Source organism: Bacilliculturomica massiliensis (genome assembly GCF_900605495.1).
GTDB lineage: Bacteria > Bacillota > Clostridia > Peptostreptococcales > Anaerovoracaceae > Bacilliculturomica > Bacilliculturomica massiliensis.
The window spans coordinates 716,804-732,339 of sequence record NZ_LR027602.1 but is presented as its reverse complement, the minus strand read 5'-3'; the positions used below and the strand labels follow the sequence as shown (position 1 = coordinate 732,339).

General features: G+C 54.0%; 11 protein-coding genes and 1 tRNA gene. 2 read left to right on the top strand and 10 right to left on the bottom strand.

Annotated features, from left to right (window positions below; all coding sequences use genetic code 11):
• Positions 1–8: 8 nt before the first annotated feature.
• Together E0E37_RS09300 and E0E37_RS09295 are read left to right on the top strand one after the other, a co-directional pair.
• Positions 9–863, top strand: coding sequence for a tyrosine-type recombinase/integrase (locus E0E37_RS09300; protein WP_130862752.1), 855 nt, complete (start codon positions 9–11; stop codon positions 861–863).
• A 602-nt stretch (positions 864–1,465) separates the two neighbouring features.
• Positions 1,466–2,158: a zinc ribbon domain-containing protein gene (locus tag E0E37_RS09295; protein WP_130862751.1), complete on the top strand. Its 693-nt coding sequence runs from the start codon at positions 1,466–1,468 to the stop codon at positions 2,156–2,158.
• A gap of 191 nt (positions 2,159–2,349) precedes the next feature.
• On the opposite strand, the gene E0E37_RS09290 is transcribed toward E0E37_RS09295, so the two are convergent.
• From E0E37_RS09290 to E0E37_RS18545, 10 genes are all read right to left on the bottom strand, one after another.
• A tRNA-Thr gene (locus tag E0E37_RS09290) sits at positions 2,350–2,425 on the bottom strand.
• Between the two features lie 271 nt (positions 2,426–2,696).
• Entirely contained in the window at positions 2,697–6,491 is a 3,795-nt protein-coding gene (locus E0E37_RS09285; protein WP_130862750.1) for a PD-(D/E)XK nuclease family protein, read from the bottom strand.
• A 207-nt stretch (positions 6,492–6,698) separates the two neighbouring features.
• Positions 6,699–7,562, bottom strand: coding sequence for an isocitrate lyase/PEP mutase family protein (locus E0E37_RS09280; RefSeq protein ID WP_130862749.1), 864 nt, complete (start codon positions 7,560–7,562; stop codon positions 6,699–6,701).
• A gap of 26 nt (positions 7,563–7,588) precedes the next feature.
• Positions 7,589–8,479 (bottom strand): DUF6282 family protein, encoded by an 891-nt coding sequence (locus E0E37_RS09275; RefSeq protein ID WP_130862748.1) that lies wholly within the window; start codon positions 8,477–8,479, stop codon positions 7,589–7,591.
• A 30-nt stretch (positions 8,480–8,509) separates the two neighbouring features.
• Positions 8,510–9,859 carry a short-chain fatty acid transporter gene (locus E0E37_RS09270; RefSeq protein WP_130862747.1) on the bottom strand — a complete coding sequence of 450 codons (1,350 nt, stop codon included), beginning with the start codon at positions 9,857–9,859 and terminating at the stop codon, positions 8,510–8,512.
• 39 nt (positions 9,860–9,898) lie between these two features.
• Positions 9,899–10,390, bottom strand: a complete 492-nt coding sequence (locus E0E37_RS09265) for a 3-isopropylmalate dehydratase small subunit (protein WP_130862746.1) — start codon at positions 10,388–10,390, stop codon at positions 9,899–9,901.
• Between the two features lie 2 nt (positions 10,391–10,392).
• Positions 10,393–11,670: a 3-isopropylmalate dehydratase large subunit gene (gene leuC, locus E0E37_RS09260; RefSeq protein WP_130862745.1), complete on the bottom strand. Its 1,278-nt coding sequence runs from the start codon at positions 11,668–11,670 to the stop codon at positions 10,393–10,395.
• 219 nt (positions 11,671–11,889) lie between these two features.
• Positions 11,890–13,740, bottom strand: coding sequence for a sigma 54-interacting transcriptional regulator (locus E0E37_RS09255; RefSeq protein ID WP_130862744.1), 1,851 nt, complete (start codon positions 13,738–13,740; stop codon positions 11,890–11,892).
• Positions 13,737–15,164, bottom strand: a complete 1,428-nt coding sequence (gene radA, locus E0E37_RS09250; protein ID WP_130862743.1) for a DNA repair protein RadA — start codon at positions 15,162–15,164, stop codon at positions 13,737–13,739. The genes E0E37_RS09255 and radA overlap by 4 nt, the downstream gene beginning before the upstream one ends.
• Positions 15,155–15,475, bottom strand: coding sequence for a hypothetical protein (locus E0E37_RS18545; RefSeq protein WP_154939950.1), 321 nt, complete (start codon positions 15,473–15,475; stop codon positions 15,155–15,157). Before E0E37_RS18545 ends, radA begins: the two co-directional genes overlap by 10 nt.
• Between the last annotated feature and the right edge of the window lie 61 nt (positions 15,476–15,536).

Sequence of the window (15,536 nt, the reverse complement as noted above, 5' to 3'; positions counted from 1 at the left end):
GAGCAGCCATGAAAAAAGAAGACGCGAAACGAACCATCACCCCGGAGCTGATAAGCGGCTACGCTGTCTACCTGTGGGAGCAGGAAAAAGCCCCGGCTACCATTGAGAAGTACACCCACGACCTGAAGGCCCTGTGCGGCTGGCTGGACGGGGCCGGGATCACGAAGGCCGCGCTGGTCAGCTGGAAAGAACACTTGAAGGAACAGTACGCCGCAGCCAGCGTCAACACCATACTGGCGGCTGCGAATGGTTTTTTGACCTTTTGCGGCTGGACGGACTGCAAGGTGAAGCCCCTTAAGATCCAGCGTAATTTATTCTGTCGGGCTGACAAGGAGCTGACCCGCGGCGAGTATGTCCGGCTGGTACGGGCCGCTGAACGCGCGGGCGACAGCCGTCTGTCCCTCATCCTGCAAACGATTTGCGCCACCGGAATACGGGTTTCCGAGCTCCAATTCATCACTTTGGAGGCCGCCCGGACGGGCCGGGCGGAGGTCTGCAACAAGGGTAAGCGCCGCGCCGTGTTTCTGCCTGATAAGCTGTGCCGCGCTCTGCTACGATTTGCGGGCAAAAAAAGAACCGCCGGGGCGGTTTTCATCACGCGGGGCGGGAAGCCTCTTGATCGTTCCAACGTGTGGAGAAGTATGAAAAGTCTCTGTGAACGTGCGGGGGTAGCACCGGCCAAAGTCTACCCTCATAACCTGCGCCACCTGTTTGCAAGGGTATTCTATGCGCTGCAGAAGGATCTGTCCAGGCTGGCCGATCTGCTGGGTCACGCCAGCGTCAACACGACCCGGATCTACACCGCGGAAAGCGGCGCGGAACACGCCCGGCTGATCGGCCGCATGGGACTGGTTATCACATAATTTCCATTCTGTTGTTCCATTTTGCGTACCCCTTCGTCATATATTGACATTATACATGGGCTTGATGGAGATTAGCAAGAGTTTTGCACTGATTTATCGCAATATTCATTCTTTCGGGCATGAAAAGCAGACCGGACGTCTCCGAATTTCGCCCGGTCTGATTCCCTGCGTGCCCATTTGGATGTGGACCCTCCTTTTTGACTTGTCAAACCGGTTCCCCGTTTCTCCCGCTGTTTTCGTCCCACAACAGAATGGAAATTGTGTTGTAGACGTCGAAATCAGTTGTTGGATTTGAAAAAACGATGCGGAGACAAGCAAGACAAATGCAGCCGGTTGCTGCTGCACGCCGCCCAAATGCCAGGCATGTACCCGTCACATGGACTCCGCGTCCAGCCGGATCATTCATCAGAAAGGAGCTGTATTGTATATGGATATTTTTGAAAAAGACATCGAAGTCCGCAAAAAAATGGACCGATGAAATAAATAAGACTGTTTCCGGGCAACCGGCTAAACATACCCGCAGGAGAAGATAGCCAGTGACATGAAACTCTGCAGCGGACGGCAACGCAGGAATGGTGTGTATCTCAAAGGAGGAATAATTTATGTTTTGTACACGATGCGGTAAAGAATTCAAAGGAAACTTTTGCCCTGATTGTGGTACGCCCGCAGAAAGTACTGCAGGCGCAACAGAAGCCAGCCCTATATCAGACCCACAAGCTGCGCGGCCTTCGTCCACTCGGGTGCAGCCTAATAAAAAAATCGGATGTGGTTGTCTTGTTCTTATCGTTGTTATCTTAGCTGCGCTCATAGGCGTTATAACTTCCGACGCTCCCGCCGCCGCGAAAACATCCGAAGAAATACTCGCATTTGATGATCGTTCTTGGGATGATTTCGCAATATTATACCAATCACATAATAATTTTTTAGCGGCTGTTCAGTCTTACTCAGACAATAAAATAGCATCTACGAGCTTCTATCAAAAATGTCAAGAAGCAGAGGAATTCTTCAGAGACGCTTCAACTAGATTTGATTATGGAACGACTAAAGATGAAAAAGATTATCTATCTGTATTTAGATCAGCGGCTCTTTCTGACCAACTAGCCGCAAAGGCTCTTATGAAGTATTTAGATTCGGGAAAAACAAGTGATTTAGCTGACTCCAAAAGCAATATCCAAGCGGCGAAAGACGCCATAACAATGATAGCCTCTAACCGAGGAATACTTCTGGCCAAATCTGATTTAAGCGAGGAAGAGATTAAGCAGCGCATAGAAGAAAGCATGTCAAAACTTGAATAAAGCATCTGCGCCAATAAAACAGAAGGTATATGAGTATCAGAAACCTCAGGGGCACTCACAAGAAAAACGCCATAACACTTCTTTTTCCCTCAACAGAAAACAAAAGTGGGAAGAAGGTGGGAAACTTCAAAAAATAAAAAGAAAATAGCCGCTCTCAGTTATTTTGAGAATGGCTATTTTTCAATGTTTCATGGAGCTCCCGGCCGGATTTGAACCGGCGACCCACGCATTACGAATGCGTTGCTCTACCAGCTGAGCCACGGAAGCGCACAAGGGGCGGATATAGCCCCTTTTTTTCAGAACCGAGATTTATTGTAACACAGCTTTTACTTCTTTGCAAGCTCAATTCTTAAATTATTGAAACCGGATCAAATATTTTGCGTTTTGGAACGTGCCACACCACGACGCGCGTCTCAACGCCAACCACGACACGCGCCTTAACGCCGGCCACAACGCCAACCGCAACGCCGGCCACATCCTGAATAGCCGGCGGATCCAGAAGCTCGTAAAAACGGTTTTTCCGCGTCGACTCATCCCTTTATCTGTAGCTGCACCCCTCGAATTCCACATCGAAGAAGCAGATGCCCTTAAACTGACAGAATCGGCAGGCGTTCTGGTACTTGGTCTTTTTGGGGTGGGCGGCAGTCTCTCCTGCCACCAGATCGGCGCACAGCCGGCCCACAGCGCCTCCCACTTCTTCCCGGAAGCTCTCAAAATCCTCCGGTGTGAGCAGTTTGCCCTCGGAGGTCCCGGAGACGCCTTTGCTCCCCATTCTGAGTGGAGCCACCTCAGAAAAACCGGAAAAATCCCCGGCTATGCCCCGGATCACCGCAGGGTCGTCTACCATCAGGCCGTCCATCTTAAAGCTCTTTCTGATCTGTTCCGCCACTTTTGCACCCAGCTCCTCAGCCGGCAGCCCGCTGGCGTCCACCATGGGCTCCGCGATCTCGAAATAAAAGACCCCCGCCGGCCGGCTCTCCTTTACGCCGCCCATGGCCCCCTCCAGATAAAGCATGAGCTGCAGACGGATGCCCTCCCGCGCTTCCTCCATGTCAAAGCGCTCGCTTCCGGATTTGTAGTCCACGATCTTTACGAAACCGCCGGGGCCTTCCGCTTCCTGTCCTTCCTGAGTTTGGGCGCCGCCCAGAATATCCACGCGGTCGATCTTTCCCTCAATACGCACGCGCTGGCCGCCTGCCTCGATCACTACCGGCGGAAAAGGCTTGTCCTCGCCCTCGCCGAAACCCGCCTCAAAATATATTTCTTTCACAAGTCCCTGCCGCACGTGAGAGATCATCGCCCAGGCCGCGCTGTAAGCGATCTTTTTCATGCGTTCGCCGCGGTACTGCTCCGCGCCGCCCAGCTTCAGCACGCCCTCCCTGTACTCGCCTGAAATGCGGTCCATAAGGGCTTCCACACGAGCCGCGCAATCCTCCTGCGTAATATTCATCCACAGAGATTCCGGCGCTGTCACAGCCTGGCCGGGCCGCGTCAATTCCTGAGAAAGCTCCATGAGACACTGGTGGTAGACGTCGCCTACTTCGCGGCCGGCCACCTCAAACAGCCGCCGCTCCTCCGGTCTCAGGCCGTACTGCACAAAATGGGAAAATGGACACTTCCCAAATCGTTCCAGCCGGGAAGGACTCAGCACAAAATCCTCCATCCCCTCGCGCTTATAGAGACGCCGCACCAGATCTTCCTCCAGACGCTTTACCTTGTTTGTAAAAAACAGGCCTCGCCGCAGAGACGTGAGACGGGATCCATCGCTTTTTTCCATCAAAATATCATAGGTCAATTTCCATACGTCGGAGAGCTCCTCCAGTTCCCCCGCAGCTTTTCTGCGGAAAACCTCGCTCATGTGGGGCAGCGCCGCGTTCACCCTCTGCACCCGGCACAGATCCGACTCCGCGTTGATCACGTCCTTCTCCACCGGCACGAAAGGAAAGATCTGCGTCAGCTTATCGAAAATCAGCGAAGGCTTCTTTTCCCTACCGTCCAGATCCGCCACAGAATAGCTGACCCAGAGATATTCCTCCGGCTTGGACAGATTCTTGTAGATCGCCAGCCGTTCCTCCCCCGCCCGGTAGTCATCGTTCTTGCAGATCACGATGTCCTTCTCCGACAGGTAAAACTTTTCCGCCTCAGAAAGCAGATCCTCTTTTCCCGCGTCCGCAGGGATCAGTCCGTCGTTGGCGCCGATCACCAGCAGCGCGCGCACGCGGCCCCGCCGGGTCCTCTGCATGGTACCCACGATAATGCGGTCCGGCGATGGGGGCAGAAGTCCCATCTCCACTGCGGAAAAGCCCGCCTGCAGCATGGACAGATAATCCTCTCCGGAGATCGCCCCGTCTCCCAGTAGTTCTACGATCTGATCCAGCAGCCTGACGATCACCGTCCAGATCTGGCTGATCTCCTCTGCCGCCAGGAACTCCTCTCTGTCGTTCAGATCCGTCAGCAGTTCTTCCAGCCGTTCAGGCAATTCCAGCCTTTCTGCCAGCATACGGTACAGCGCCGCGCTTTTTTCTCTCGCGGTCTCAGCCCGGGAAAATTCCTTTTCAAAGACGGCAAGGGGCGCTGCCAGCCGTACTCTCAGCCTGTTCAGCGCTTCCAGCCCCGTTTCCCCATAATCCGTTTGGCCGTAGTGAAAATCCTTTTTCCAGCGCCTGCCCTGGATCTTATATTTGATCGCGTAGTTTTCCAGCTCCTCGTACTCCGCCGTCTTCAGTGAAAACAGTCCTGTCTTTACCAGGCGAAACACGTCTTCCCGCCGCCAGCCCTTCGTGACCACGTCCAGCAGCGACAGCGTCAGCTCCACCGCCGGGTTGTGCAGCACCGTGCGCTTCTCGTCGAGGAAGACCGGTATCTCATAACGGCCGAACACGCGCTTGATGACCGATCCGTAACTGGGAAGGTCATTGCAGATCACCGAAATATCCTGATATCGCAGACCTCTGTCTCTGGTCAGCGTCACGATCTGCACCGCCGCTGTTTCCACCTCTGCGTACAGATTCGCCGCCCGGCAAAATCCCAGGGCCCGCTGCGCTCCAGAACCAGATCCGGTTCCTGTCCCAGTTCCGGAGCCGTTTCCGGGGCTGGGGCCGGTTCCGGAGCCGGGTGGAATGTAAGGCCGGCAGGGCCACGCGTAAAGCTCGCGCTCCAAATGCAGCAGCTCCGGCGCTTTGCACAGCCTGCCCGCCCTTCTCTCCCGCTGCAGTTCCGCCGGCTTCTTATTCCCCGGCAGCGTCTTCAGCAAAGCGCCGTCGTCCGACGCGGGATATCCAACGCCTGCTGTAACACGATAGGTATCGGGGATGGCCCGTTCTTCCCACAGCACCCCGTCCTGCGCCGCCATACGAGTCAGACGGAAGATGAGATCCGCCGTGAGAGAGAACAGTTCTCCGTCTCTGCCCTGCTCTGTCTCTCTGTCCTGCCCCGTTTCTCTGCCCTGCTCTGTTTCTCCGCCCGTCGTCCCTGTCATGATCACATTCACATCCAAAGCACAGCGCATCAGCACCCGGATCATCTGCATGGATTTCATGGTGAATGAGTCAAAGCCATAGATCCAGATCTGACTTTTCCGCACCAGTCGGGATCCGGGGATCCGGGAGGTAAAAAGAGCCATATAATCCTCCGTATCGATGTATTTCCCCTTCATCTCCTCCTCATAGCGCTCGTAGATCTTTCGTATATCCGCCAGCTTCCGCCAGAGAAGGGATCCCTCCTCCACCTGTTCCATGATATCCGCGATCTGATCCGGGTCCACGCTGTTCTGTTTCAGCTCAGTGATAAAATCGTTGGCCATCTCGATAAAGCTCTGTGATTTTTTCATTCCCCGGTACGCGCTGAGTTCCGTCTCCAGCTCCTTTACGATCCGGGAGATGAGCATGTGCCTGCCGTATTGATCGATGTGAAGCCGTGTGCTTCCGCCCGCCTCGCCCAGTACCCGGTAGCCCAGACGGCTCTGCGAAAGTACTTCCAGGTCGATGAGTCCGGGCACGCCAAGATAGGCGAAAGCATTCTGCTCCGCCTGCAGCGTAAACTGATCCGGCACGATCAGCAGGATCTTCTCCGGCAGCTGCCCGCCGGCCGGGCGGCCGCCGCCACCAGCAGTCTTCTCCGCCGTCTGACTGTGGGAAATCCCGTTCCTGCCCGTCTCCGTTTCGCTTGCCGTCCCACTGGTATCCGTTCCTCCGGCAGCGCCGGCATCCGCTCCTCCGGCGCCGCCCGCTTTACCGCGGCCCGCCGCTTCCATGCATCTCAGCGTTTCACCTACCTGATCGAACAGAAATCGATCCTTCTCCAGGTTTTCTCTCCCGTAGTATATCTTTAGCATTCTTACCTCGTGGCCTCATTAAAAACAGACCGTGCCTGACCTGACACGGCCTTGCTCTGGGGTCATAATACCATGCGTCCGCCGCGCACAGAATCGTATAATAACCGCTCTGCGGTTATTATACCATAAACGCTGTTCTCTGTCTTCCACTCCGTCCCTCTCGCTGTATAAACGATCTGGCGGACGAACTATCAAAGACCTGTCCGTCTAATATTTATATCTGTCATAAAGCTCCATGATATGAGGCAGGCCTATCAGCTCGTTGAATTCATGGAATATGTACATTCTGTCCGCTTCCTCTTTCGTAGTCCCGCTTTTCTTCAGCTCCCTGTAAATGATCTCTATCTGCTTGGCGGCGGTCCATGTGGCAGATGAAGGCCAGATGGCCAGTTTATACCCCATTTCTTCCAGCTGGTCGTTGCGCAGTATGGGAGTTTTAGCGCCTTCCGACATATTGATCATCAGCGGAGCGTCTATAAGCGCGGGGGCCTGTCTCATCTCTTCCAGTGAGACCGGCGATTCGAAAAACAGAATGTCCGCCCCAGCTTTTCTGTACATTTTCAGTCTGCGCATCGCTTCTTCAAAGCCCAAGACAGTGTTTGCATCAGTTCTGGCGATGATCACCAGATCCGGATCTGTTCTCGACTCTGCAGCGGCCCTGATCTTTGCGCACATTTCCTCTGCGGAAATCAGTTCCTTGCCCTCCATGTGGCCGCAGCGCTTCGGCCATACCTGGTCCTCGATCTGTACGGCAGCTACGCCGGCCTGCTCAAAATCGGAGATCGTGCGGGTCATATTGATCGCGTTGCCGTATCCATTATCAATGTCCACGATCACCGGGATATTTGTAATTCGTGCGGTAAACCGGGCGTTTTCCAAAGATTCGTTCATGGTCATCAATCCCACATCCGGATAACCGCACTTGAAAGCCGCAACTCCATAGCCGCTCAAATAGAGACAATCAAATCCCACTTTTTCTGCGATGATGCCACACAGGGGCGAAAATCCACCAGGTGCTACGATCATGCCTTCCCGCTCCATCAGTTTACGAAATTTTGTTGTATTTCTCATACTGTCATTATCCTTTCTCTTCTCATTTAAATGCCTAACAGAAATCTCTGGTTTTCCGACGTCATCTTTTTGATCTCTTCTTCAGCCGTTCCTTTGATCAAAAGCGAAGCTATCATCTGCCGCAGCTGTTCCGGTACTGGAGCCGCCCACTCGAAGAAATAATCGGTCGTCAGAATGCATCGATCCGCGCCTGCCATATCGATCATACTTTTCATCTCGTCCAGAGGCAGACGATAATACATTGGCGTGATCCCCAGCGCGCAGATCTCAATAAAAGCTCCCAGTTCCGCCGCCGTCTTTATCTGCTCTCGTTTCGCGCCCACGGATCCCGAATCGGGATGATTCATTACCAGCTTTTTGTATCCCATTTCCTTAGCCGCTCTGGCCAGCGCAATGCTCTCCTCCGGTGCGATATGACCTGTAAACAGGACCATATCCTTCTCCCTGACAAAACTCAATATCTCAAGCAGTTTTTTGCTTACCTGTCCGTCTTCGCCGAAAACAGTATAACCGTCCGCCTCCGTAAAGGACGCCAATGTGGGCAGATACGGTTCGATCAGCCTGCAGATCGAATTCTTCCTCTGATCATTTCTGGCGCTCCAGGTGGGCAGATAAACGACCTTCGCTCCCAGCTTATGCGCCGCCTCAACAGCCCAGATGTTGCAGCCTCCGGCGGCGGCGTTAAGCGTGATGCTGGCATAAATGCCGAAATCGGAAAACTCCTTCGACAGATAATACGCGGTCGTCGTCGTGGGATAGAAATGCGATTTGAACACCACGCCGCCCATTCCTGCGTCTTTCATCATCTGCACGGTCTCTCTGTCGCTGAACCTGTTTGGAAATTCCAGACTGAACTCCGGAAAACCATGACAATGCATGTCGATCGCGCCCAGTAATAGTTCATCTGCTTTACTCATAAGAAATCCCTTCCTCTCTTGTCCGTATACTTACAATACGAAAAGAGATACACTGATGATAATGCCCGATATAAACAGCAGCACTGCCGTATATCCCAAATAGTCCTTTGCCTTTCCTCCCATCAGTCCGACGATGGGCAGCACCCAGAAGGGCTGGATCAGGTTGGTCCAGGCATCGCCCCAACCCACCGCCACGGCTACCTTTGCCAGATCCAGATCAAGTGTCTGAGCAGCCTCGATCATTATAGGACCCTGCACCGACCACTGCCCGCCTCCTGAGGGCACGAATATGTTCAGCAGTCCCGCCGACAGAAACGAAAAGACATAGTAAGTATCCGCCGTAGAAATCGACACAAAAAAGCTGGCGATGATGGAAACGAGGCCAGAGGATGTGATCATCCCCATGATCCCCGCATACAGCGGAAACTGCATCAGGATGCCGGATGCGCTCTCCGTCGATTCCTGGAACGCCGCGATCAGGGATCTTGGCGACTCGTGCAGGAGCAGGCCAAGGGAAAGCAGGATCAGATTTACGATGTTCAGATCCAGTCCCACCAGTCCGGCATTTTTCAAATAATCAACGATATAAATAAGGGTAAACAGGAAGAAAATAAAGTTGATGATCCTGGCGCCATCCATTTTTTCTGCAAATGTCTTCTTCCCCTGAACCGGAGCCGCCTCTTCTTTTTTCTCTTCAAATTCCTCCTCCGATAAAAATTCGTTGGGCAGCAGCATATTTTCCGCTCTCTTTGGGGCCATAAACCCGAGAAGAACCGGTACCACGATTAAAAGTATTAAAAATGTAACATAAGACGCAGGGCTGAAAATAGTCTGTGTCAGGGGAATCACCCCCATCTGCTCCGCCAGCACATGGCCCTCTGTGGCAACCTGCAGCGGGATCCCCCCGGAAAAACCGGCTTCATATCCCAGGATCCCTACATATACCGACGCGCCCAGCAGCGGATAATGGACCGGCACGCCTCTTCTATACAGTCTGACCGCCACCTCTTTCGCTAGGATCGCTCCTCCGATCATTCCCACGCCCCAGTTTACATAGTACAGCACCATCGAGACCACCGCCACCAATACCGCCGCCTGCGCACAGTTCTGCGGGATCCTCGCCACACCGGAGATCGCTCTGTATCCTGCCCGCGATTTCACCAGAGCCGCGCCCAGAATGAGAGTCAGTGACGCCTGGCACATAAAGGTCAGCAGATTCCAGACGCCGCGGCCCCAATAAACTCCCATGTCAAAAAGTGAATTTCCCGCCGCCATACCGGCGAACAGGGTAATAAAGGTAATGATGATCGCGATAACGAATGCTTCCGGAAGAACCCTGCGCATAAAATTCATCAGTGAAATACCTAACCGTTCCAACATCTCGCATTCTCCTTTCTGAATGAATATCTTCTCTATGGATCACTTATGTCCTGACGTCCTTGCTTTCACATATTCGATCATCCCTCCCCTGTCTATGATCTCCTGTATCTGTTCCGGATACACGCCCGCATAAAAATCTTCCCCCGTGGTTATGTCCGTGATTTTTCCCTCCGCCAGAGAAATCTCGCAGACGTCGCCCTGGCGGATCCTTGACGCGGCTTCTCTGGATTCTAACAATGGCAGACCAATATTGATGGCGCTTCTGTAAAAAATCCGTGCAAAGCTGCAGGCTATGATACAGCGGACTCCCGCTGCCTTGATGCTGATCGGCGCATGTTCTCTCGAACTTCCACATCCGAAATTCTCACCCGCCACAAAGATATCCCCGGGGACGATACGAGACGCAAAGCCGCTCTCATAACCCTCCATGCATACGCCCGCCAGTGCTTCCGGATCTGTCAGGTTCAAAAATTTTCCCGGAACGATGGCGTCCGTATCAATATGATCTCCAAATTTAAATACTTTCCCCATTCTTATAACACCTCCTGCGGATGAACGATGCTTCCTCTGACTGCTGACGCTGCCGCCACGGCGGGCCCAGACAGATAGAGCTGACTTTCCGGCGCGCCCATCCGCCCCACAAAGTTTCTGTTTGTCGTCGCCAGGCCCTTTTCCCCGCTGGCGAGACAACCCATGTGCCCTCCGAAGCATGGCCCGCAGGTAGGAGTGGACACCACGGCTCCCGCCTCCATAAAGATATCGATCAGCCCCTCCTTCATCGCCTGTCTGTAAATATGATTCGTAGCCGGTATGATGATGGTCCTGACATAGGGATGGACCCTGCGCCCACTCAGGATTTCCGCCGCTGCCCTCAGGTCTTCCATTCTTCCGTTTGTGCAGGAACCGATCACGACCTGATCCAGCCTGACTCCGGCGCAGTCTCCCACGGCCGCTGCGTTGCCCGGAGATCCTGGCAGCGCGACCTGAGGCTCCATTTCCGTAACGTCTATTTCTGTAATACTTTCATAGACAGCATCCGCATCGCTCTCATAACAACGGGGCCGTGCGCTCTTCCCGCCTGCTTTTTCCAAAAACTGCTTTACGCTGCTGTGACTGCGGCCGACACTCATAATGCCGTTTTTCGCGCCTGCCTCGATAGCCATATTACACATCGTAAACCTGCTGTCCATGGACAAAGATTCGACCACAGGTCCGGCAAATTCCAGTGCTTTATACAGTGCGCCGGCCACCCCCAGTTTTCCGATGGTATAGAGGATCAGATCCTTCCCCGTTATATAGGGACCTCTCACACCGCCGTAGACGACCTTCATGCTCTCCGGCACCTTCAGCCAAATTTCTCCCAGCGCCATTGCAGCAGCAATATCAGTGCTCCCCACTCCGGTAGAAAAGGCGCCCAAAGCCCCATACGTACAGGTATGAGAATCCCCTCCGATAATTACCTGCCCTGGCAGCGTCAGCCCCATTTCCGGCAGGAAAGCATGTTCGATCCCCACATTTCCCGTATCGTAAAAGTGTGTCAGCCCCTTCTTTTTTGCAAATTCCCGGCAGTATTTGCACTGCTCCGCCGCCTGTTGATTGGCATTGGGTGTAAAATGGTCCATCAGCATATAGATCTTGTCCCTGTCAAAGACGTCTTTGACTTCCATTTTTTCAAACTGCCGGATAGCGATCGGCCCTGAAATGTCATTTGTCAGCACTCCGTCCACCTTCACCACAACCAGTTCTCCTGGGCTTACCTCCTCCCTCCCCGCGTGATCCGCGATAATTTTTTCAGTTATTGTCATTCCCATTTCTTAATTCTCCTTTCTTGTGACTATATAACTGCAAGGGGCGTGCCAGTGGAAACGCAACATACTTAAATTTTTTACTTCACTGAAATCGCCCGCTTTCAGGCCATTCCAGGCGTGTGTCTGTGCATGGAGACAAAAAAATGAAACGGCGCGTGAAACAAATTCGTTTCACGCGCCGTTTCATTCCGTTTCATTTTTCACTTCATGTTTCCCGTCCAACTACCTCGCGTTCAGCCTTCTCCACAGTGTTGTACGGCTGATCCCCAGTTTTTCCGCCGCCAGAGTCCGGTTTCCTCCGCATTCCCGCAGCGTCTTTTCCACTTCATCGTCCTCAGGTTTCAGACCGTCCGACGCCTCGTTTCCCATGAGCATTGCCAGAACACCGCAATAATCGTCTCCTGCCTCACAGACCGCAGCAAACCGCTCTATGATATTTCTCAGTTCCCGGATGTTTCCCTTCCACTCATTTTCGGCAAGGATCCGGCTTGTCGCAATTTCTTCTTTTACACGGCCGGGGAGGTCCGCACAATACAAATTTAAGAAAGTCATAGCAATAAGGGGAATGTCCTCCCGACGCTGACTCAGGGAAGGGATCTTGACTTCAAGAACGCACAGTCGATAGTATAGATCTTCTCTGAATTCTCCGCTCTCGACCATTGCCCACAGATCCCGGTTAGTCGCGGCAATGATACGCGCATCCACAGGAAGAATCTTCTCGCCGCCTACCCGCATGACTTCGCCGGTCTCGATCACGCGCAGGAGCTGAGCCTGCGTATTCTTGTCGATCTCCCCGATCTCGTCTAAAAAGATCGTTCCCCCGTTGGCCATCTCAAACAATCCCTGCTTGCCGCCGCGCTTGGCCCCCGTAAACGAATACTCCGCGTACCCAAACAGCTCGCTTTGTAAAAGCTGAGAGGACAATGCGGCGCAGTTGATCGCCACAAACGGCGCATTGGCCCGACTGCTGAAATTGTGGATCGCCTGGGCAAAGATTTCCTTTCCCACGCCGCTTTTTCCCAGCAGAAGGATCGTCGAGTTCTTTTTCGCATATCTCTGCGCGTTTTTCTTGACCATGCGCATCTTTTCACTTGTGCACAAAATATCGTCAAATGTGGCTCTCGCCACAAATCCCTTCTCATGCAGGTTTTTTCTGATCGCGATCTCGCTTTTCTGCACGCTGCCCACATCCTGAAAAGAAATGACAGCCCCTTTCTTCTGCTCGTCAAACTCAAAGGACTCCGCGTTCGTCAGAAACTTGGCGCCGCCCACCGTGTAGATGTGGTCCACGATGCAGCTGTCATTCTCAATGCAGCCTCTGACATCCATTCCCACGAAAATTTGATCTATATCCCGATGCAGCAGCTGCTCTTCCGAAAATTTCAAAATACGTTTTGCAAAAGGATTCACTTTCGTGATCTTTCCGTTATGATCGGCTACGATGATCCCGCCGTACGTGTTATTGAAAATGGTCTCCCAGGATTTTGCTTTCTTTTTTTCCTTATCCCTGGCGATGAGGATCTCCACGGCGCGGTCAAGAGCATTCCTGAAACTGTTCACTTCGTACAGCACAAAGCCCCGCATTCCCAGACTTTCCGCCTTTTCCAGAACAATGCTGGTTCCGACGACTCTGGTGATCCCCTTTTCTTTCAACCTGATCAGCTTTGCCACCAGATCTTCAATATCAAAATATGTATGTTCCTCTGTCATTCCCTTCAGAACACCTTTGATCTCTTTAAATCCCTTGATCTCCTGTTTATATGTGACGACTGCAACAGGTTCGCCCTCAGATTTTCCCGCCATAGCTCTTTGTACTGCGTGCAGAAGATCAAATCCGCTGACTTCGATATTCACCACTGGAGATTTTACGTACTGACACACGTCCGTGGTATTGGCCGCCGCCACAAACACATCGGCCTCACCCTTTCGTTCCATCTCCAGGGCAACTTCCCTGTAGTTTTCAATGCTGACGTCCGCCAGCTTTACGCAGATACCCTTTGGCGGTACATAATGCAGGGACCGGATCACAGCGCTCATCCACTCAGAACTCAGGACCACGATTTTCTCCATCATCGTTCTCCCCGCGCTCCCGGCGCGGCCTCCCGCAGCTCCGCTATGGCCTCCCGCAGCCCTGTCACGCCGGCCAGCCGGACACCAGCCGGAACGTCAGCAATGCGCTCGGCGTTCTTCTTCGGCAGGATGATCTTCTTGAAGCCCATGCGGGCCGCTTCCCGGATGATCTTATCTGCATTGGGTGCGGAGCGCAGATCTCCGGTCAGCCCGATCTCGCCGATGGCCAGAGTGGTGCTGGATCCCGGGATTCCCTTGAAAGTGGAATAGATGGCCAGTGCCACGGCCAGGTCGATGGACGTGCCCTCAGGCTTCAGACCGCCCACCACGTTGACATAGACGTCCTGATTGATGAGGGAAACTCCCGCCTTCCGATCCATGACAGCCAGGATCATATTCAGTCTGGAGTGTTCCACGCCCACTGTGGTCCGCCTTGCAAAACCGATGTTGGTAGGCGAAGTCAGAGCCTGCACCTCCAGCAGCAGAGGCCGCGTCCCCTCATAGACCGCTGTAGCAACAGCCCCCTCCGTGCCGTCCTCCAGCCCCTCCAGAAAGCTCTTGGACAGGTTTTCCACCTCGATCAGCCCCTCTTCCTCCATCTCAAAAGCGCCGATCTCACTGGTAGTCCCAAACCGGTTCTTGAAGGCCCGCAGAATGCGCAGCTCCTGATTTCGCTCTCCTGTGAAGTGCAGCACGCAGTCCACCAAATGCTCGACGATCTTCGGCCCCGCCAGCTCGCCGCTCTTCGTCACGTGGGCCACGATGAAGATAGGAAGCTGACCCATCTTGCCCAGACGCATAAGCAGATTGCCGCAGAGCCTCACCTGAGACACACTGCCCGGAGCCGCGTCCAGATCCTCAGAATACATGGTCTGAATGGAGTCCACAATGAGAAACACCGGCCGTATCTCCTCAGCCACCTTCATGACCGCCTCCATGTTGGTCTCCGCCAGCAGGTACAGGTTGTCCACGCTCCCTCTGCACACCCGGTCCGCCCTCATGCGGATCTGCTCCTCCGATTCCTCGCCGGACACGTAAAGTACGGTCCCATATCGCCCGGCGATCTGCGCCGCCGCCTGGATGATCAGCGTGGACTTTCCGATCCCCGGCTCGCCGGAGATCAGCGTCAGCGATCCTTTTACCATGCCGCCTCCCAGCACCCGGTTCAGCTCGCCGATCCCTGTATCCATTCTGGTATAGTCGCCGGATCTGACGTCGGAGATCCGGGTGGCCTTGGCTCTGGCCCCCGCGCCCCCCTCCGTTCCCGCAGAACTGCTGCGCCGCCGTTTGTCCTCACCGTCGATGGGCAGGACCTTCTCCTCCACAAACGTGTTCCAGGCGCCGCAGATGCACTGCCCCATCCACTTCGGGCTCTCATATCCGCACTCCTGGCACACGAACACTGTCTTAGTTTTCTTTACCGCCATACCTTTCCCAGCCCTTTCCGTCCCGTCTTCCCCGGTTTCCCTTCTTCCGCCGTTTCTGCCGCTTCCACTGCTTCCTCTGCTTCACGGTCATGATCCGTTCCCCGCGAAGTTGCCGTCTCCACCGCTCTCAGCGCCCTCTGTGTCCCCAGCGCCCTCTGTGTCCCCAGCGCCCTCTGTGTCCTCAGCGCCGCTGATCCGGAACCATTGTCCTGATGACACGCTCCGGCACTGCTGCAACAGCGCCACTGGCCCGGCACCGCTAGTCTGGCACTGCTGATCCGCCCCGCGTTCCAACATCGCTGATCCTGCACTGCCGGATCAATTCCGCTGGCCCGGCATTTCGTGATACCGCCGCTCCCGCCGCCCGAACTG